General features: G+C 50.9%; 15 protein-coding genes and 1 pseudogene. 3 read left to right on the top strand and 13 right to left on the bottom strand.

All coding sequences use genetic code 11. From position 1 onward, the window contains the following. Window positions 1-24 precede the first annotated feature (24 nt). The 7 genes and pseudogenes from rihC to OGV71_RS04335 form a co-directional block, all read right to left on the bottom strand. Window positions 25-939: a ribonucleoside hydrolase RihC gene (gene rihC / locus OGV71_RS04365; protein ID WP_003018923.1), complete on the bottom strand. Its 915-nt coding sequence runs from the start codon at window positions 937-939 to the stop codon at window positions 25-27. A gap of 65 nt (window positions 940-1004) precedes the next feature. Further along, window positions 1005-1955 (bottom strand): 4-hydroxy-3-methylbut-2-enyl diphosphate reductase, encoded by a 951-nt coding sequence (gene ispH / locus OGV71_RS04360; RefSeq protein WP_032948486.1) that lies wholly within the window; start codon window positions 1953-1955, stop codon window positions 1005-1007. Between the two features lies 1 nt (window position 1956). Beyond that, window positions 1957-2406 carry an FKBP-type peptidyl-prolyl cis-trans isomerase gene (gene fkpB, locus OGV71_RS04355; protein ID WP_003018929.1) on the bottom strand — a complete coding sequence of 150 codons (450 nt, stop codon included), beginning with the start codon at window positions 2404-2406 and terminating at the stop codon, window positions 1957-1959. A gap of 117 nt (window positions 2407-2523) precedes the next feature. Then, window positions 2524-3021, bottom strand: coding sequence for a signal peptidase II (lspA, locus tag OGV71_RS04350; RefSeq protein WP_003018932.1), 498 nt, complete (start codon window positions 3019-3021; stop codon window positions 2524-2526). Beyond that, the gene (ileS, locus tag OGV71_RS04345; RefSeq protein WP_016149528.1) at window positions 3021-5837 is read right to left on the bottom strand and encodes an isoleucine--tRNA ligase; all 2817 of its coding nucleotides are present in this window, start codon (window positions 5835-5837) and stop codon (window positions 3021-3023) included. The genes lspA and ileS overlap by 1 nt, the downstream gene beginning before the upstream one ends. Before the next feature lie 37 nt (window positions 5838-5874). Next, window positions 5875-6813 carry a bifunctional riboflavin kinase/FAD synthetase gene (gene ribF, locus OGV71_RS04340; protein ID WP_003837336.1) on the bottom strand — a complete coding sequence of 313 codons (939 nt, stop codon included), beginning with the start codon at window positions 6811-6813 and terminating at the stop codon, window positions 5875-5877. Between the two features lie 7 nt (window positions 6814-6820). Continuing rightward, window positions 6821-7024: pseudogene (locus OGV71_RS04335) on the bottom strand (DUF2575 domain-containing protein). 117 nt (window positions 7025-7141) lie between these two features. Here OGV71_RS04335 and rpsT point away from each other — a divergent pair. The 3 genes from rpsT to OGV71_RS04320 all read left to right on the top strand — a co-directional run bounded on the left by rpsT (window position 7142) and on the right by OGV71_RS04320 (window position 11322). Beyond that, window positions 7142-7405, top strand: a complete 264-nt coding sequence (rpsT, locus tag OGV71_RS04330) for a 30S ribosomal protein S20 (protein WP_003018940.1) — start codon at window positions 7142-7144, stop codon at window positions 7403-7405. 463 nt (window positions 7406-7868) lie between these two features. After that, window positions 7869-9242, top strand: coding sequence for an MFS transporter (locus tag OGV71_RS04325; protein WP_204584129.1), 1374 nt, complete (start codon window positions 7869-7871; stop codon window positions 9240-9242). Between the two features lie 40 nt (window positions 9243-9282). Then, window positions 9283-11322 carry a glycoside hydrolase family 31 protein gene (locus tag OGV71_RS04320; protein ID WP_204584131.1) on the top strand — a complete coding sequence of 680 codons (2040 nt, stop codon included), beginning with the start codon at window positions 9283-9285 and terminating at the stop codon, window positions 11320-11322. A gap of 49 nt (window positions 11323-11371) precedes the next feature. On the opposite strand, the gene nhaR is transcribed toward OGV71_RS04320, so the two are convergent. From nhaR to OGV71_RS04290, 6 genes are all read right to left on the bottom strand, one after another. Beyond that, a complete protein-coding gene (nhaR, locus tag OGV71_RS04315; RefSeq protein WP_204584133.1) occupies window positions 11372-12271 on the bottom strand; it encodes a transcriptional activator NhaR in 900 nt (299 codons plus the stop codon). A gap of 38 nt (window positions 12272-12309) precedes the next feature. Then, window positions 12310-13476 carry a Na+/H+ antiporter NhaA gene (gene nhaA, locus OGV71_RS04310; protein ID WP_003018952.1) on the bottom strand — a complete coding sequence of 389 codons (1167 nt, stop codon included), beginning with the start codon at window positions 13474-13476 and terminating at the stop codon, window positions 12310-12312. 131 nt (window positions 13477-13607) lie between these two features. After that, window positions 13608-14867, bottom strand: coding sequence for an IS1/IS1595 family N-terminal zinc-binding domain-containing protein (locus tag OGV71_RS04305; RefSeq protein WP_286532714.1), 1260 nt, complete (start codon window positions 14865-14867; stop codon window positions 13608-13610). A 26-nt stretch (window positions 14868-14893) separates the two neighbouring features. Beyond that, window positions 14894-16093, bottom strand: coding sequence for an anaerobic sulfatase maturase (locus OGV71_RS04300; protein ID WP_071696634.1), 1200 nt, complete (start codon window positions 16091-16093; stop codon window positions 14894-14896). Window positions 16094-16195: 102 nt separating this feature from the next. After that, window positions 16196-17689, bottom strand: coding sequence for a sulfatase family protein (locus OGV71_RS04295; protein WP_286532711.1), 1494 nt, complete (start codon window positions 17687-17689; stop codon window positions 16196-16198). Window positions 17690-17709: 20 nt separating this feature from the next. Further along, complete coding sequence (locus tag OGV71_RS04290; protein WP_071696564.1) at window positions 17710-18474, bottom strand: outer membrane protein OmpK; 765 nt, start codon at window positions 18472-18474, stop codon at window positions 17710-17712. Window positions 18475-18657: the final 183 nt, after the last annotated feature.

Raw genomic sequence — 18657 nt, 5'->3', positions numbered from 1 at the left:
CATATTGCGGGCCGGATCACAGCCTCAAGGGGCCAGTGCAAGCACCTCTGCCACCCACTGCTGGAAACCTTCAACGTTCAGACCCAGCGCAACCTGCGCATTTGCTGGATGCCCCAGACGTCCTTCGATGTCCACCACCGTCGTACCTGAGGTATATTCGCCCTGGGTTTCAACCGCCACGAAACACGACTGCAGGGTAAACAGTTCCGGACGCACCAGCCAGGCAATGGCACACAGATCGTGCATTCGCAGCCCCGTATTCATACTGCCGCTACGGTAATGGCTAAACAGCGCGTGCAGCATTTTTCCCGTCTGGTTAAGCTGGGGGAGCGTCGCCAGATAGTCCGGGGCGAGCATGGCCTGGTTAGTAACATCCAGCCCACACATCACAATATCCAGCCCGCTCTGGAAGACTTTCGCGGCAGCCTCGGGATCGATAGCAATATTAAACTCGGCGTTGGGTGTGAAGTTCCCGCGCCCGGCAGAGCCGCCCATAATCACCAGACGGTGAATGTTGAATACGCATTCAGGATAATGGGTCAGCAGCAGCGCAATGTTGGTCAGCGGGCCAATTGCCACCAGCGTCACGGGCTGCGGGGCATGCATCAGCGCATCGCGAATCGCCTGGAAGGCGGGTTTTGCCATCGCCTGGCGGTCGTGTTCGACAAATTCATACCCTTCCATACCGGACTCGCCGTGCACGGAAGCGGCATCACGCAGTGGCCGCACCAGCGGCATTGATGCTCCCTGCGCCAGTGGAACATCCGCATTCCAGAAGTGCAGCAGTTGCAACGCATTACGGGTGGTTTTTTCCACCGACACATTGCCTGCTACCGTGGTCATCAGTTGCAGATCCAGCTCAGGGGCAAACAGCGCGGCAGCAATGGCGGCGGCATCATCAATGCCGGGATCGGTATCAAGAATGATCGGTAAGCGCATGGTTTCTCCATAAAAAATGCCAGACGTTAAGTCTGGCATCTTCTCATAATCGTAACCGGAAAGACTTACTCTACTTCACGAACATCCACACGCAGCTCTTTCGGCACTTCGAAAACGATGTTCTCTTCGCGGCCTTCCAGCGGAATAGCTTCCCCACCGCCAAGCTCCTGCAGGCGAGCAATCACGTTTTGCACCAGGATATCCGGCGCCGATGCTCCGGCCGTCACGCCTACGCACTTCGCCTCTTTCACCCACGCTTCCTGGATGTCGGTCGCATCGTCAATCAAATACGCCGCTTTCCCCATTCGCTGTGCCAGTTCAGCCAGACGGTTGGAGTTAGAGGAGTTCTTCGAGCCGACCACCAGCACAACATCAGCCTGTTCCGCCAGCGCGCGAACCGCTTCCTGACGGTTGGTGGTGGCATAACAGATATCATCTTTGCGTGGTCCGACAATTTTCGGGAAGCGTTGACGCAGAGCATCAATAACGTCAGAAGTGTCGTCAACGGAGAGCGTGGTCTGCGTCATGAAGGATAATTTGCCTTCATTTTTCACATTCAGTTTCAGCACATCTTCCGGTGATTCAACCAGGTACATTCCCCCTTGCGGGTTGCTGTACTGGCCCATCGTGCCTTCGACTTCCGGGTGACCGGCGTGACCAATCAGAATGGATTCTTCGCCACGACGGCTGGCGCGGGCAACTTCCATATGCACTTTCGTGACTAGCGGACAGGTTGCATCAAAAACCGTGAGGTCGCGGCCTTTGGCTTCGTTACGCACCGCCTGAGACACGCCATGAGCGGAGAAAATCAGGATCGCGCCATCCGGCACTTCGCTGATTTGCTCGATAAAAATAGCGCCGCGCTCGCGCAGGCTATCCACCACATAACGGTTATGTACCACTTCATGACGGACATAAATCGGCGCGCCGTAAATAGCCAACGCGTTTTCGACAATGCTGATAGCGCGGTCTACGCCAGCGCAAAAACCGCGCGGGTTGGCCAACAGGATCTGCATTTTACGCCTCCAGTGCCGGTTCGACTTCCAGCACTTCAATATCAAAATGAACGGTATGCCCAGCCAGCGGATGGTTGAAATCAACCGTGATCGAGTCACCGTTGATTTCACGGATCACGCCAGGCATCTCACTGCCGTCCATTGCGGTAAAGAGCATGATAGCGCCAATTTCTGGCTCGCCCGCGTCCATAAATTCCCGACGCGAGAAATACTGAATTAAGTCCGGACTTGATACGCCAAAGGCGGCATCCGGCTCCAGAGCAAAGGTGGTTTTATCGCCTTCTTTTAGCCCCAGCAGGTGTTGCTCCAGTCCTTCAGACAGAGAACCGTCGCCCAGGCGAAACAGCGCAGGCTTGCCGTTATTGCGGGTTGACTCTGCGGTGGAGCCATCGTCGAGCTTAAGGGTGAAGTGCACCAGCACCGCACTGTTACTCTGTACTGATTTAGACATGCAGGTTGCTCTTTAAAATTGCTGCCGCCTGTCTGCCCGGTGGCGCTACGCTTACCGGGCCTACAAGGATCGCAGTAAATTGTAGGCCGGATTAGCATAGCGCCATCCGGCATTTTTTTATGCGGCTTTTTTCTCTTTCGACGGCAGGAAGCCTTCGAGAACAATCAATGCCGCCCCGATACAAATAGCTGTATCGGCCAGATTGAAGGTCGCGAAATGCCAGTCGCCGACGTAAAAGTCAATCATATCAACCACGAAGCCGTGCCACAGGCGATCGAACAAGTTGCCCAGCGCACCGCCAATGATTAACGCATACGCGATGTTGTTCAGCTTCTGCGTCGCCTTCGAGCGATACATCATCACCATCAGGATGACGCAAATACCGATGGCGATACCGGCAAAGAACCAGCGTTGCCAGCCGCCGCTATCAGCTAAGAAGCTAAACGCCGCACCATAGTTACGCGCGTAATGCAGATTAAGCGACGGAAACAGCGACACCGTATCCCCCAGAGCAAAGTTCTGGAGGATCAGGTATTTGCTGCCTAAATCGATAATCAGCACGACTACCACCAGCCACAGCCAGCGTAGTCCTGTTGAACAAAGAGGCTTACTCATCAGGCAAACTTACGTTGTTCGCCATCACCGGCGATGTTGCTGACACAGCGTCCGCAGATATCTGCATGTTCCGCCACCTGGCCGACGTCGGTAGTGTAATGCCAGCAGCGCGGGCATTTCTCACCTTCGGCTTTGCTCAGTACGATTTTCAGACCTTTGAGCAGTTCGCTCTGCTGAGCATCAGCAGGAGCAGCCGCATAATCTGCAACCGTCGCGCCGGAGGTCAGCAGAACAAAGCGCAACTCTTCGCCCAGCGCGGTCAGTTTCGCCGCCAGCTCAGGTTCAGCGTACAGGGTCACTGCCGCTTCCAGAGAACCGCCGACTTTCTTATCCGCACGCGCCTGCTCGATAACCTTGTTCACTTCGCCACGCACTTTCAGCAGCTCGTCCCAGTAGGCATCGTTCATCGCTTCGGTTTCGCCTAAGCCAAACAGACCTTCGTACCATTCACCGGTAAAGACGTACTTCTCACGATCGCCCGGCAGGTAGCCCCAGATTTCATCGGCGGTGAAGGACATGATCGGCGCCATCCAACGAACCAGCGCTTCTGCAATATGGAACAGAGCAGTCTGGCAGCTACGACGCGCCACGCTGTCCGCTTTCGCGGTGTACTGACGGTCTTTGATGATGTCGAGGTAGAACGAACCCATTTCTACGGAGCAGAAGCGCATCAGGCGCTGTACCACTTCGTGGAAGTCATAGGCTTCATAGGCTTTCAGGATTTCGTCCTGCGCCGCTTGCGCACAACCTACCGCCCAACGATCCAGCACCACCATCTCTTCCGGTTTCACCATGTCTTTAACCGGATCGAACCCGTTCAGGTTCGCCAGCAGGAAGCGCGCGGTGTTACGGATACGACGATAGCTGTCGGCAGCACGTTTCAGGATTTCGTCAGAAACGGCCATTTCACCGGTGTAATCGGTAGAAGCAACCCACAGACGCAGAATATCCGCGCCCAGTTTGTTCATCACGTCCTGCGGAGAAACGGTGTTACCGATAGATTTGGACATCTTACGGCCCTGACCATCAACGGTGAAACCGTGGGTCAGTACCTGGCGATAAGGTGCTTTGCCTTTCATGGCGGTGGAGATCATCAAGGAAGACATGAACCAGCCACGGTGCTGGTCAGAACCTTCCAGATACATATCTGCCGCATGGCCCGCAAACTCAGGACGCACATCCACGACGGATGAGTGGGTTGAACCGGAGTCGAACCACACGTCCAGCGTATCCGGGACTTTGACATACTGGTCAGCTTCGTCGCCGAGGATATCTTTCGGATCGAGATCCCACCACGCCTGGATGCCGTCAACTTCAACGCGTTTAGCCACTTCTTCCATCAGTTCGATAGCGCGCGGATGCAGCTCTTCGGTGTCTTTGTGAACAAACAGAGACATCGGCACACCCCACGTACGCTGACGGGAGATACACCAGTCAGGACGGTTGGCAACCATCGATTCAATACGCGCCTGGCCCCAGTCCGGAATCCACTGTACGCCTTTGATCTCTTTCAGCGACTGCGCGCGCAGGCCTTTCTGATCCATGCTGACGAACCACTGCGGGGTCGCACGGAAGATGATCGGTGACTTGTGACGCCAGCAGCATGGGTAGCTGTGCTGCATCTTCTCAACGTGCAGCAGCGCGCCTTTTTCGCTCAGCAGCGCAACGATTTTGTCGTTGGCTTTAAAGACGTTCACACCGTCCAGATCCGGATAGGTACCCGCCAGGTATGCGCCGTCCGGGCCAACCGGGTTAGCGATTTCCAGGCCGTATTTCTGGCTGATGACGTAGTCATCCGGACCGTGACCGCCAGCGGTATGGACCGCACCGGTACCCGCGTCCAGCGTAACGTGATCGCCAAGGATAGCCGGCACGTCAAAGCCCATAAACGGATGGGTAAAGCGCAGCAGTTCCAGCTCAGCGCCTTTCACGGTGCCGAGAATGGTGTATTCAGCCGCGCCAATACGCTGCATGACGCTTTCAACCAGATCTTTCGCCAGAATCACAGCCTGGCCGTCAATCTGCACCAGCGCATAGTCAAAATCAGGTGCCAGAGAGATTGCGCGGTTCGCCGGTAACGTCCACGGGGTAGTGGTCCAGATAACCAGAGAGATCGGGCCGTTGACGTCAGAAACGCCAAATTTCGCTTTCACCGCATCCTGATCGGCAGCGTGGAACGCCACGTCGATGGACGGGGAGGTTTTGTCATAATACTCAACTTCCGCTTCCGCCAGCGCGGAACGGCAGTCAACGCACCAGTGTACCGGCTTCGCACCTTTGTGCAGGTGACCGTTGCCGATGATTTTACCCAGCGCACGAATGATGTTGGCTTCAGTTTTGAAGTCCATGGTCAGGTACGGATGCGACCAGTCGCCCAGTACGCCAAGACGGATAAAGTCTTTACGCTGACCATCAACCTGGGTCGCTGCGTATTCACGGCACTTGGCGCGGAACTCAGCAGCGGTGAACTTCTCGCCCGGCTTGCCGTATTCCTGCTCTACTTTCAGCTCGATCGGCAGACCGTGGCAGTCCCAGCCCGGAACGTACGGCGAGTCATAGCCCGTGAGTCCTTTGGACTTCACGATAATGTCTTTCAGAATCTTATTAACCGAGTGACCAATATGAATGCTGCCATTCGCATAAGGAGGGCCATCATGCAGAATGAAGGTTTTTTTGCCTTTTTTGGCCGCACGAATGATGCCGTACAGGTCATCATCAGTCCAACGCGCCAGCATTCCCGGTTCGCGCTTGGCGAGATCGCCGCGCATCGGGAACCCTGTTTCCGGCAAATTCAGGGTTGATTTATAGTCACTCATCAGATTCTCGGTTCCGTATTTAAAACTCGTATAGGCATTAAGCCGGTTTTGTTAGCCCAAAAAATTCACGGGCAGTCAACTCATCACGCGCAATCTGCGCTTTTAGTTCATCCAGCGAGGCAAATCGCTGTTCGCTGCGTATTTTTTTACGCAGTACTACATCTATATGGCGACCATACAGGTCCATTACAACGTCCAATAGATGCACTTCCAACTGCTGGCGTACGCCTGCTACCGTCGGGCGGGTGCCGATGTTGGCGACGCCGGGCAACGGTTTGTCACCCAGTCCCATCACTTCAACCGCATAAACACCTTTCACCGGAGAAACCTGACGACGAAGCGGTAAGTTTGCCGTCGGAAAACCGATGGTGCGCCCTAACTCATCACCGTGAACGACGCGTCCTGAGATAGTAAAAGGATGCCCAAGCAGGCTTTCGGCCAGTTGCAGGTTATCTTCGGCCAGCGCCTGACGTACTGCGGTGCTGCTGATACGCACACCGCCTTCACAGAAGGTTTGGGTGCTGGTGATATCAAAACCATACTCAGCGCCCGCTTCCTGTAATAACAAGAAATCGCCCGCACGGCTAGCGCCAAAGCGGAAATCATCGCCAACGGCAAGAAATTGTACACCAAGGCGCTTCACCAGCAGATCGCTGATGAAGGTCTGCGCCGTTAATGCGGCGAAACGCCTGTCAAAACGCACACACAGCACGTAGTCCACACCGCATTCGGCCAGATAACGCAGTTTTTCCCGCAGGCGGGTAAGGCGCGCAGGTGACTTGTCCGTCGCAAACAGTTCCAGCGGCTGTGGCTCGAAAATCATTACCACCACCGGTAAATTGCGTTTGCGCCCTTCTTCCCGTAAGCCTTGCAGCAACGCACGGTGGCCACGGTGCACACCGTCGAAATTACCAATAGTCAGCACACACCCATGCGGGGCCTGGCTGAGATTATGTATGCCTCGTATCAGCTTCATGTCTGGCTCAAAACAGTGAAAATCGTGAAAGTATACCCTGTACCGCGGTCAAGGTTAACCGGCGATTGTTTCTACGAAACAGAAAGAGGATGGTTTTCATTGTTATGAAACAAATTGACGCCCTTCACGGGTACACCAATGCAATTTTTCTCGTCGAAAAGCTGTATTCACGCCACGCAAGCTGGTAGAATCCTGCGCCATCACTACGCAACGAGTGCTGGAATTTAAACGGCGCTTATTTGCACAAATCCATTGACAAAAGAAGGCTAAAAGGGCATATTCCTCGGCCTTTGAATTGTCCATATAGAACACATTTGGGAGTTGGACCTTGGCTAATATCAAATCAGCTAAGAAGCGCGCCGTTCAGTCTGAAAAGGCCCGCAAGCACAACGCTAGCCGTCGCTCTATGATGCGTACTTTCATCAAGAAAGTATACGCAGCTATCGAAGCTGGCGACAAAGCTACTGCACTGAAAGCATTTAACGAAATGCAACCAATCGTGGACCGTCAGGCTGCTAAAGGTCTGATCCACAAAAACAAAGCTGCACGTCATAAAGCAAACCTGACTGCACAGATCAACAAACTGGCTTAATCGCCTGCTTGTTGACGCTTTGTGAAAAAACCCGCGAAAGCGGGTTTTTTTATGCCTGCTATCTGGCGTTTTTCTCTTCAACCACTGATGTTGTTCTCACTCGCCCGCGCTCTTCCTGACCAGCCTGTTTTTTCAGCTATCCCTCCCTTAGTTAGTCGCGTCGCGTAATACTTGAAAGTTATTTTCTTTCACTGTTTTCCTTTTTTTATTTCATTATTAAAAAAACTGTGACCACCTTAGCAAATAGAAACATCGCTCATTCAAAAACGAATAAACGCAATCCTGATGTAAGATTTGATAATTGATTGCTGCGGTAGGGTCAACTACTTTCCATGTACACCTTACTCACTCATTTTAATCTGAGGTTAAATTCAGTAACGACATAAAAAATAATATTTAAAACTTGCTTGGAAAGTAAAAGTTGTTTTTCTGGGCGTATCGCACCAATATCGGAGTTATTATTATGAGTTCTGTTATTGAGGATACCCAGTCTTGCGGGTCAGCATCATTATCTTTACTACAGCGTATTAGCTACGGCTCTTTGGATGTGGCAGGTAATCTACTGTACTGTTTCGGCTCAACCTACATCTTATATTTCTACACTGACGTTGCGGGTATTAGTCTCGCCGTAGCAGGTGTCATCCTGCTGTTGGCGCGTATCGTAGATGGTATAGATGCCCCAATCTGGGGGATCATTATCGATAAAACACGTTCACGTTACGGTAAATGTCGTCCCTGGTTCTTATGGCTGCCGCTGCCTTTTGGTGTATTCAGCGCGCTGTCATTTTGGTCTCCAGATATCAGTATGACAGGAAAAGCCATATATGCAGCAATATCCTACATGATTGCCAGCATTTTATTTACCGGACTCAACACACCGCTCAGCGCAATATTACCTCTAATGACGCTGTCCCCTAAGGAACGGCTGGTATTAAATTCCTGGAGAATGACCGGGGGACAAATTGGGGTTTTATTAATGAATGCCACAGCATTACCCCTGGTTGCATTTTTAGGTAACGGAAATGATCATGCTGGGTTTATTTACACAGCGATTCTGTTTGCTGCAATATCCTGTTCGCTAACGCTTTTCGCCTTTAAAAATATCCGCGAAATGGATGCGGATAAAATACAGCAAGAACCCAAACTGCCGATGAAAAAAAGTTTCACGGCAATGAAAGGTAACTGGCCATGGATCCTGATGGTGCTGGCCAATCTGATCTTCTGGATTGCCCTGCAACAGCGGTCCACAACCATTGTTTATTATCTGACCTACAACCTCGATCGCAAAGACCTGGTTCCGCTGATTAACAGTCTGGCGACGATTCAGATCCTGTTCATCATCGCCATCCCTTTCTTTAGCAAATTCCTGGCTAAAACCTGGATATGGGTAGGTGGCTTGCTGGTCGCCACGTTCGGCGGCGTCTTGATGTGGCTGGCGGCGGACAACATACCTTTCCTCATCGCGGCCTGGGTGCTCGGCAATATCGGTAGCGGAATCGCCTGCTCAATGCCGTTTGCCATGTTGGGCTTTGCCGTCGACTTCGGTGCCTGGAAAACGGGCATTAAGGCCACGGGCATTCTTATCGCCTTCGGCAGTACTTTCTGCATCAAGATGGGCAGTGGTCTGGGTACCGCTTTCGCCGCCTGGATCATGAACAGTTTTGGCTATGTCCCGAACCATGCCCAAAGCGCTGCGGGCCTGGAAGGCATTATCTGGGCTTTTATCTGGGCGCCCGCCCTACTCTTCGCACTCGCGGCGATCCCGCTACTTTTCTTCCGTAAGTACGAAGCAATGGAAGAGACGATTCGCCACGATCTGGAAACCATCACCCAATAACTTTCTTAATCTTTACCCTCAAAATATGGGAGGCACCACCATGCCATTTGTGCAACATGACCCGCGTCGTCTGGTCTGGCAGCAAAACGATCGCTATTTGTGGATTGAACCCTGGGGCGAGAACAGCCTGCGCGTACGCAGTGGTCGTCATCTGCCGGTAATGAGAAATGAAGACTGGGCATTGACTGAGCCAGTCGCAGAAAGCCACTGCCACATCGATTATGAGCACCACCAGGCGACACTGACCAACGGCAAAATTATCGCTATCGTCAATCAAAAAGGACAAGTTACCTTTTACCGTCATCCACACAAACCCCTGTTGCAGGAGTTCTGGCGCCTGCGGGGCGAAATTGGCGAGGATGAATCTTCTCACGGCCAGTACGTCAGCGCACTCAACCTTGAGGGACGCGAATTCCGCCCTATTCAGGGTGGGAAATATTCACTTAAAGCCCGCTTCGAAGCCACCGAAGGGGAAAAAATTTACGGTATGGGGCAGTATCAACAGGCCAATCTGGATCTCAAAGGATGCGTGCTCGAACTGGCCCAGCGCAACTCTCAGGCCTCGGTGCCCTTTATGCTCTCAAGCCTGGGCTACGGATTTTTATGGAACAACCCGGCGGTCGGCCGCGTGACGTTCGCCCACAACGTGACCGAGTGGGAAGCTCAAATCAGCGAGCAGCTGGACTACTGGATCACCGCTGGCGATACCCCGGCAGAAATTAGCCGGGCGTATGCGCTCGCCACGGGCACGCCACCAATGATGCCGGATTACGCCATGGGCTTCTGGCAGTGCAAGTTACGTTATCGCACTCAGGAGGAGTTGCTCGCCGTCGCCCGCGAGTACAAACGGCGCAACCTCCCCATCTCGGTCATCGTGATCGATTTCTTCCACTGGCCAAATCAGGGGGACTGGATGTTCGACTCGCGGGACTGGCCCGATCCCGATGCCATGATCGCCGAGCTAAAATCGCTGGGTATTGAGCTAATGGTCTCCGTGTGGCCAACGGTAGACAACCGCACCGAAAGCTATCGGGAGATGCGTGAAAACGGCTGGCTGGTGCAAACAGAGCGCGGATTACCGATCAATATGGATTTCCTCGGCAATACCACTTTCTTTGATGCCACCCATCCCGGCGCTCGCGACTACGTCTGGGGTAAAGCAAAACGCAACTATTACGATAAAGGCGTGAAGCTCTTCTGGCTAGACGAAGCCGAGCCGGAGTTCAGCGTTTACGACTACGATAATTATCGCTACCACGCCGGACCGGTGCTGGAAGTGGGCAATATCTACCCGCGAATGTACGCCAAAACCTTTTTTGACGGCATGAAAGCCGATGGCGAAGACCAGGTGATCAACCTGCTGCGCTGCGCCTGGGCCGGAAGTCAGAAATACGGCGCGCTGGTCTGGTCAGGTGATATCCACTCATCGTTTCGTTCTCTGCGCAATCAGTTTGCCGCCGGGATGAATATGGGGATTGCAGGTATCCCGTGGTGGACAACAGATATTGGCGGCTTTCATGGCGGCAATATTCACGACCCACACTTTCATGAGTTGCTGATTCGCTGGTTCCAGTGGGGCGTGTTTAGCCCAGTGATGCGCCTGCACGGCAACCGCGATCCGCAAATTTTACCAGAACATCCTTACCGTGATGGTATTGCCCAGTGTCCGACCGGTGCGGCAAACGAAGTGTGGAGCTATGGTGAAGAGGTGTGCGAAGTGTTGACTGGCTGTCTGACGTTGCGAGAAAAGTTAAGGCCGTACATCAAAGCGGTGATGGCGGAAACACACCAACGCAATGCCCCGGTTATGCGCACCCTGTTTTTTGAATTCCCAGAACAGACAAGGAGTTGGGAGATTACCGATCAGTACTGTTTTGGTCCCGATCTGCTGATTGCTCCGGTGATGCATGAAGGCATGCGCGAGCGTGACGTTTGGCTACCGGAAGGGGAAACATGGACGGATCTTGCAACCGGCGAGAGCTATCAGGGAGGACAAACGCTGAGCTATGACGCTCCCCTGAACAGAATTCCGGTATTTATCCGCGAAGGCGGGCAGTATCGTAATATGTTGAAACTGTAGTCACAGTCCGGCTGCGGTTAGTACACCGCAGCCGGCAACATGAAGGCGTTTAGACCTGTGGCGACTTGAACAGTGCTGAGTAGTCCGCATTGCAAATACGCTGCACCGCCGGATGCTGGATCATCCTTTCCGCAAATATGGCGTGATACTCCTCCATCACATTCTCTACGCGTCCAATTTCAACAATAGAATCATCGGCATAGAAATTGTGTGAATACAGCGTAGGCGCAACAAAAATGGCATTATGCGTTGCGCCAAACGCTTTCATCAGCGCAGCGTCATCAAACTCGCCGAGGATTTCGACATTCAATCCTTGTGAGTTGATCCAATTCAGCAGCTTACGACCGAGCATTGAACGACGTCCAGGGATCAGTAATCGACGCTCCTCAAGGCAGGCCGGGAAGGTTTTTTCAGGCAGCGGTTTGGTGCACCAAAAACTCACGCTGCATTCGCCTATCCGCACCGAGAACAGCCCTTCCTGCTGTGTAGAATCGATCGGGCAGTCGGAGATAATCATATCCAGCTTATGCTGGCTGAGTTGATCCAACAGCATCTCATGTGTTGACTCAAAACAACGCAGATGGATTTGTTCATCTTCAACCACAGCGGCATCCAACACGCTACTGACCAGCTGCTTCGATAGCGCATCCGCCACGCCGACATCAAACAGTAAATTAGACTCTTTGCGGTAGTTCACGATATCCAGCATTTCCTGGCTTAAGGTGAACATCTTATCCGCATAACGAAAAACCAATTCGCCTAACTCACTAGGCTCCAGTCCACGCCCCTTGCGCTTGAACAGCTTTCCCTGCAAACGTTCCTCAAGCGCTTTAATCTGCCCGGTAATGGTCTGCGGTGTCAGATAAAGCGCTTCAGCTGCGCCAACCACCGAACCTTCTTTATAGACATGCCAAAAGTAGTACAGGTGGTTGTAATTTATATGAGACATACTCTCTCCCTGAAAATTGTCACGAAAGGGCTATCCCGTCAGGCTGACGCGTTCAACCGGGTGCGTAACCAGCAGTAACCAATTACCGCCGACAGTAAGGAGCCGATCAGGATCCCCAGTTTCGCCCAGTTAATCAGCTCAGGATCGACGTTCCCAAACGCCAGGCTGGCGATAAAAATCGACATCGTAAAGCCAATGCCGCACAGAATGCCGACCGCCATAATCTGCTGGAAATTCGTTCCCTCTGGCAATTGCGCCACCTTGAGGCGTAACGCCAGCCAGCAAAACAGACTGATACCCAACGGTTTACCGATCAACAAACCAGCAATGATCCCCAGCGGTAATACCGAGGTCAGTCCATCAATAGTGACGCCCTGCAGTGAAACGCCCGCGTTGGCGAAGGCAAACAGTGGCAGGATCAGGTATGCCACCCATGGATGCAGAACATGCTCCAGTCGCTTCGCCGGTGAACGCCCGTGTTTTTCCTTCAACGGAATAAAGAAGCCCACGATCACACCCGCCAAAGTTGCATGCACGCCCGACTTCAGTACGGCAGTCCACAGCACCACGCCAACCAGAATATAAATCCCGGTACGTCTCACTCCGCACAGATTCAATGCCGCCAGAACGAGGATCGCGCACGCGGCAACCCCCAGCGACAACAGCGAGAGATCGCTGGTATAGAACAGCGCGATAATTACGATAGCACCGAGGTCATCGATAATCGCCAGCGCCATCAGGAATATTTTCAACGCCAGCGGTACACGGCTGCCCAACAGCGCCAGCACGCCTAATGCAAAAGCGATATCCGTTGCCGCCGGGATCGCCCACCCTTCACGGGTGATGGGATCGGCATAGTTGAATGCCAGGTACAGCAGCGCCGGGACAATCATGCCCCCGATAGCGGCAATGATCGGAAACGCTGCCTGACGCAGACTGGCCAGCGAGCCTTGCATCAACTCGCGCTTCACCTCCAGACCAATCAACAGGAAGAACACCGCCATCAACGCGTCGTTGATCCACAGCAGCATATTTTTGTTGATCTCAAGCGCGCCAACCCGCAGTTGAACGGGCGTTTCCAAAAAGGCGTGGTACCATCCACTGGTTACTCCGATGTTTGCCATCAACATAGCGACGACGGCTGCGATGATCAGGATGATCCCCCCCGAGGCGTCACTACTAAAAAAACGATGCAGATGTTTCACTTTTATTCTCTCTATTGGGTGAATACTTCGTAAATACTATCTTACACCCCCAAAAAGCTCGTTAAAATTAGATTATTCATGATGAATAGATCGTTTTTCTCGAGCTTTATAATAAGAGAATGCTGTATCAGTTAACCTTCACTTGGGTGATGTCGCGCATTAAACGCGTATCTGAGATGGTCCAGCGTTGCCGTCACATTTGCCGGAGACATACGGTTGAGGTGTGCCAGAAAAGGATGTGTATCGATAAAATGGATAAAACGGGTCGCACTCGCAAGCGTGGCGCTGCGCTGCATACTCGTTTTCCGGTTCTCCGTTAAGTTACATACCGCCAGCGCGTAGTCACGCGTGGAGAATGTTCGCCAAACGTTATTACGGATGCCGCCTCCCAGGAACAGCCTTGGCGGAATATCTTTTTGCGGTGCTGATTCTCCGCGTTCTCTCACAAAAGCAATATGACAACGCCCTTGCTGAACATGCTGTATATTCGCCATCATGCATCCTCCCAGGATAAAACATTCCTGATCGAGGTAATGCTGAATGTTGAGAGAGCGTTCATCCGTAAGCATTTTAACCAACTCGAAATGACGATAAGCGGGTAAAACGGGTTTAACTAACATCCCCGGATCATTTTTGTGCAATATTGCGGGGCCGTAATCCACATCAAAAAGAATCTCCCGCCGCATCGTTATCACTTCTTTACGTTGCACAATATGCGCCAACGTACCGGGAGGCAGGCGTTCTTCATAGTCAGAATGATACTGATACTCAGCTTCTACGGGATGAGCTGAGTAATTTGTGGTCACGGCAACAATTCGACCGGTATTTTCTTCTGCAGTGACCAACACATACAGGAAACTATCACCGCCGTTAAATTTGATCCGAAAAGCGCGCGTGCTCATAGTGATATCGAACGTAGGAAAAATAAATTCGCGTTCTACCAGATTTGCACTGCGAGAGAGTTTCCGTAACTCCCGGCTTAACCCGGTGCTATCCAGCGCAAGCGTGGTGCGAATATCCGCCAGTGTCGCGCCTTCCTGAATCAGCGTGGCGAGATAACCCTGACGTGCATCTGTTTTCTGCCTGACAGGAGATATAAATGTTTTATGACAGCGCTGACAGTAAATACGCGGTTCTCCTTGCGCGGAAAAACCGTACTTTTTAAGTGAAATCCCCCCGCAATAGGGGCAGGATTTAATCAACCCTTTCCATGCCTGATTGACCGACTGACGAAAGCGGTTGAGTGACCGTTCCGAAATAATGGGGAAGAGAAAACCGCAGGCCCGGCAGAGTATATTTCTCCCCTGATGTTGGTAATCCGGGCTGTTCAACACGCCCACATTTTTGCAACCAGGCGTTTTGCAGCTATCGACATTAACCCAAGAAAACATATTCACTCCCTGCGAATACGATACGTTCAAGCAAATACTGATTTTATTTCTACAGGTGAAAAACCATTTTCATAGAGTGTTCTCATGGCGCTCATCGTCATTGCAGTATGAGAGAAAAACGCCTTATAACCCGCACACAAATAGTTGTGATTTCTTTTACCTGACGTTGACGGCAAGAAGCGGTGCTTAGGGCAGCCGCCATAACAGGCGAACTGCCATTGGCAGGAGTAACATTCTTGTGCCATTGTGCGATTTTTATCTTCGCCAAACTGCCGGTTTTGTTCGCTATTGTTCATCGCGCGCAGCGTCGAATCTTGAATATTCCCCAACTTGTTCTGCGGATAGACAAAATGATCGCAATTATACACATCGCCATTCATTTCCATGGCAAATGCGCTACCGCAGGTTGATGCAAACACGCATACCTGCGGCGGTAAACCACACCACGCGGCAAGCGTCTGCTCAAACATCTGTATGCCGATATCGCCAATATCGTTACGGATCCAGACATCAAAAATAGCGTTGAGAAAATGACCAAATTGCAGTGAATCAACCGACCACGGCATCATTCTCGTTTGTCCGTCTTCAGGATGCGTCAGACCAATACCGTCTCCTTCAGCGCTTCTTTCGACAAGCGGAATAAATTGCATATAACGACTGCCGATGCTTTTCAGATAGTCATAGACTTGCAATGGGTGATGCATATTCGTGTGATTCACTACCGTCAGCGTATTAAATTCCACACCGTGGCGTACCAGGCATTTAACGGCCCGTTCAACTCTCTCATGCGTTGGTTTACCCGAACGAGTAACCCGCCATTCATCATGTAACGCGGCATCACCATCAATAGAAACGCCCACCAGGAAGGCGTGTTGCTTAAAAAAAATAGCCCATTCGTTATCAATCAAAATACCGTTGGTCTGGAACGTATTGATTATTGTCTTTTCACCCGCGTATATCTGCTGAAGTTCGACCGCCCGTCGAAAAAATGGCAGCCCCATCAACGTTGGCTCCCCTCCTTGCCAGGCAAAAATCACCTCATCCACATCCTGCGCGGCGATATGCTGTTTGATAAACAATTCAAGCGTATCTTCAGACATCCTGTAATTGGCTTTTCTCTGGGGATAGAGCTTCTCTTTCTCCAGGTAAAAACAGTATTTACAATCCAGATTGCATACCGAACCCGTCGGTTTAATCATGACCTGGCAACTTTTCCTGCTCATCATCATTCAAGCCTATAAATAAAAGAACCTGGCTCAGAGCTAAAACGCTGAGCCAGGCGGGCAGAGCCCTAAGTGGCATACATGGTATTTCTTATAATTATTCGATTAGCCCCAGGTGACCGGCGTAGGCTTATCACCGCGTGCTTTCATTAACGAGTCGTTATCAATATCCTGTTTATATTTCAGGAATTTACCGTAGAGTTGTTTCTCAATATCAGGCTGTTTGCCGATCTGGTTCAGTGTCTCGAAACGATCTTTTTTCAGGTTATAGAGGTACTTGGGTTTATTCTCACGATCGATGATCATTTTCCAGTCGCCATCACGAATAGCCCATTCATCAGTAGGGTCATCCTGGAATGGCATATCGATACCGAAAATCAGCGGTTTTTCACGTTTTAAGGTTTTCTGTTCCAGCAATGGAATCAAAGACTGCCCATCATAGGTGCGATCGGTAGGGAGCTTGAAGTTCATCATGTTTGCCAGCGTCGGCAACCAGTCGAGGCCATAGACAGGCGTATCTGTCACCATTCCCTGCGGAATATGCTTACCATATTTGATAATTGCCGGAACGCGGATCCCGCCCTCCCACAGATTATCTTTACGACCGCGAAGACCATCCGTTTCACCCGCCAGGTTTAACTCATACACTTTACGCGCTTCACGAGTGACAGGTCCGTTATCACTAGTAAAGATAACAATTGTGTTATCTTCTTCACCCATTGCCTTTATCTTATCCATTACTTTACCAACCTGAGCATCCATATAACTGACGTTGGCGTAATACTCACCTGTGCCACGCCAAGGTTTATCAGCCCAATCACCGTAGAACAGATCCGGATGCTGTTTCTGGTAGACACTCATATATTGCGAATACATATCGAGGTACTTTTTCGGTGAGGCCAGCGGGCTATGGACCTCGGTAAATGCAACGTATAAGAAGAACGGTTTATCGTCTTTCTTGTTATCCAGCCAGTTAACAACCTCTGAACTAACCAGTTCACCGCTAAATGTTTCTGCTCTGCCAATCGGTTTGCCATTACGCACGAATCCGGTCGGATGCACGGTGCCATAGCGTGGGCGCTCTTTCGCGTTATCTAAAGTGGAATCGGTCACAAATCCGGCTGTATTCACCAGGCCATAGTCAAACCCCATATCCTTAGCTTGCGGTTGGTCTGTTCGATCACCGCCGGCATTGAGGTGTAATTTACCCATCATCGCCGTGTCGTAGCCTTGCGCTTTCAGCAGATTAGCAATCGTCAGCTCATTACGGCCCAATGCCACATCTTTCCCTTCCGGGATCCAAGAACGGATCCCCGTGCGGAACGGCATACGTCCAGTCAATAACCCAGCACGAGAAGGGGAGCACAGCGGAGCTGGCGCATAGTAATCCGTAAATCTCACACCATCCTGAGCCAATTTATCGATATTCGGTGTTTTAACGATTTGATGACCATAAACCGCCAGATCGCCATAACCCAAATCATCCGCAAGAATGATGACTAAATTAGGGCGTTTATCCGCAGCAGCCTGCGCGGTTTGTAATGTGCTCCCGGCGCACAGTGCCAGCCCAATCATGCTGGCAATGACTGTTCTTTTCATTTCAGTTCCTTTAATTTTAATTAAAATGAATATCCGACCATATAAATCATCTGATCCCCATATCCGTCATAACCTAATTTGTTCTCAAAATAACGATACGTTACAGATGCCTTCCATCGTGGATAAAACTTCCATGCCAGCGTTAATCCTCCATTTAAACCATTTCGACCGAATTGCTGCTCCGTGTAAGCATCATTTCTATCAATCTCGACTTCATTCCAGTCAGATAAAACAAAGCTTTCACCAAATAAAGAGAAGTTATAAACAGCAGTCCAACCAATAACATATCCATTCCATCCACTGGTCTGTCCATATTTCGGTGATACATAGTCACCTGATTGGTTATGCAAGCCGATATAAGGTTTAAAGAAACCCCAATCTCCACTCCACCCCAGATAACCGAGTCCATAAAACATATCCAGATCGTCACCCCATGAGTTGTCCCATTGACCGTATATCTTGCCAAAGAAGGTATAGTCAGAATCAAAAAGACGCACATGGGTCATAGCAGAGACGGTATGGTTACGGCCCGCCACTGCATGGTTTAATACGTTGCTTTCAATAAAAGAATAGAATTCAGCTTCTCTAAAATTGACGCCAAAATCAGCCGTTGCTTTCCAAACTTCACCGCGGTGCACATTCACAAAACCGCTATTCCAGTCTGCATAACCAGCGTTAATTGACCCAAAAGAGTTTTTATATTCCAGAGCTTGTACATTTTGGCTAAAAAGAGCTGGAGTGGCTAATACAAGACTAGCCAGTAGTATTTCCTTTATCCGAGGCATTGAATTTATTCCCCATAATTATATTTTTTCATCAATGAATGAAGGTTCGCTGCGGTGATAAATATTAAACAAATGTAATTACAAGATAGTGATGTAAATCTCACATCAGAATAGATAATGACTGCTTAAAATAATGTGTCAAATAATGTTGCTGTAGATATGATAAGTTCATATTTGTTAGTA

The organism is Citrobacter sp. Cf088 (genome assembly GCF_030334295.1).
GTDB classification, from domain to species: Bacteria; Pseudomonadota; Gammaproteobacteria; order Enterobacterales; family Enterobacteriaceae; genus Citrobacter; species Citrobacter freundii.
Note: the sequence above shows the minus strand (reverse complement) of the source record. Positions and strands in the feature narration are given on the sequence as shown.

Excerpts from the sequence above, each read along its gene's own strand:
- rihC (WP_003018923.1), bottom strand. The coding sequence starts at position 939 with ATGCGCTTACCGATCATTCTTGATACCGATCCCGGCATTGATGATGCC.
- ispH (WP_032948486.1), bottom strand. The coding sequence starts at position 1,955 with ATGCAGATCCTGTTGGCCAACCCGCGCGGTTTTTGCGCTGGCGTAGAC.
- fkpB (WP_003018929.1), bottom strand. The coding sequence starts at position 2,406 with ATGTCTAAATCAGTACAGAGTAACAGTGCGGTGCTGGTGCACTTCACC.
- lspA (WP_003018932.1), bottom strand. The coding sequence starts at position 3,021 with ATGAGTAAGCCTCTTTGTTCAACAGGACTACGCTGGCTGTGGCTGGTG.
- ileS (WP_016149528.1), bottom strand. The coding sequence starts at position 5,837 with ATGAGTGACTATAAATCAACCCTGAATTTGCCGGAAACAGGGTTCCCG.
- ribF (WP_003837336.1), bottom strand. The coding sequence starts at position 6,813 with ATGAAGCTGATACGAGGCATACATAATCTCAGCCAGGCCCCGCATGGG.
- OGV71_RS04325 (WP_204584129.1), top strand. The coding sequence starts at position 7,869 with ATGAGTTCTGTTATTGAGGATACCCAGTCTTGCGGGTCAGCATCATTA.
- OGV71_RS04320 (WP_204584131.1), top strand. The coding sequence starts at position 9,283 with ATGCCATTTGTGCAACATGACCCGCGTCGTCTGGTCTGGCAGCAAAAC.
- nhaR (WP_204584133.1), bottom strand. The coding sequence starts at position 12,271 with ATGTCTCATATAAATTACAACCACCTGTACTACTTTTGGCATGTCTAT.
- OGV71_RS04305 (WP_286532714.1), bottom strand. The coding sequence starts at position 14,867 with ATGTTTTCTTGGGTTAATGTCGATAGCTGCAAAACGCCTGGTTGCAAA.
- OGV71_RS04300 (WP_071696634.1), bottom strand. The coding sequence starts at position 16,093 with ATGATGAGCAGGAAAAGTTGCCAGGTCATGATTAAACCGACGGGTTCG.
- OGV71_RS04295 (WP_286532711.1), bottom strand. The coding sequence starts at position 17,689 with ATGAAAAGAACAGTCATTGCCAGCATGATTGGGCTGGCACTGTGCGCC.
- OGV71_RS04290 (WP_071696564.1), bottom strand. The coding sequence starts at position 18,474 with ATGCCTCGGATAAAGGAAATACTACTGGCTAGTCTTGTATTAGCCACT.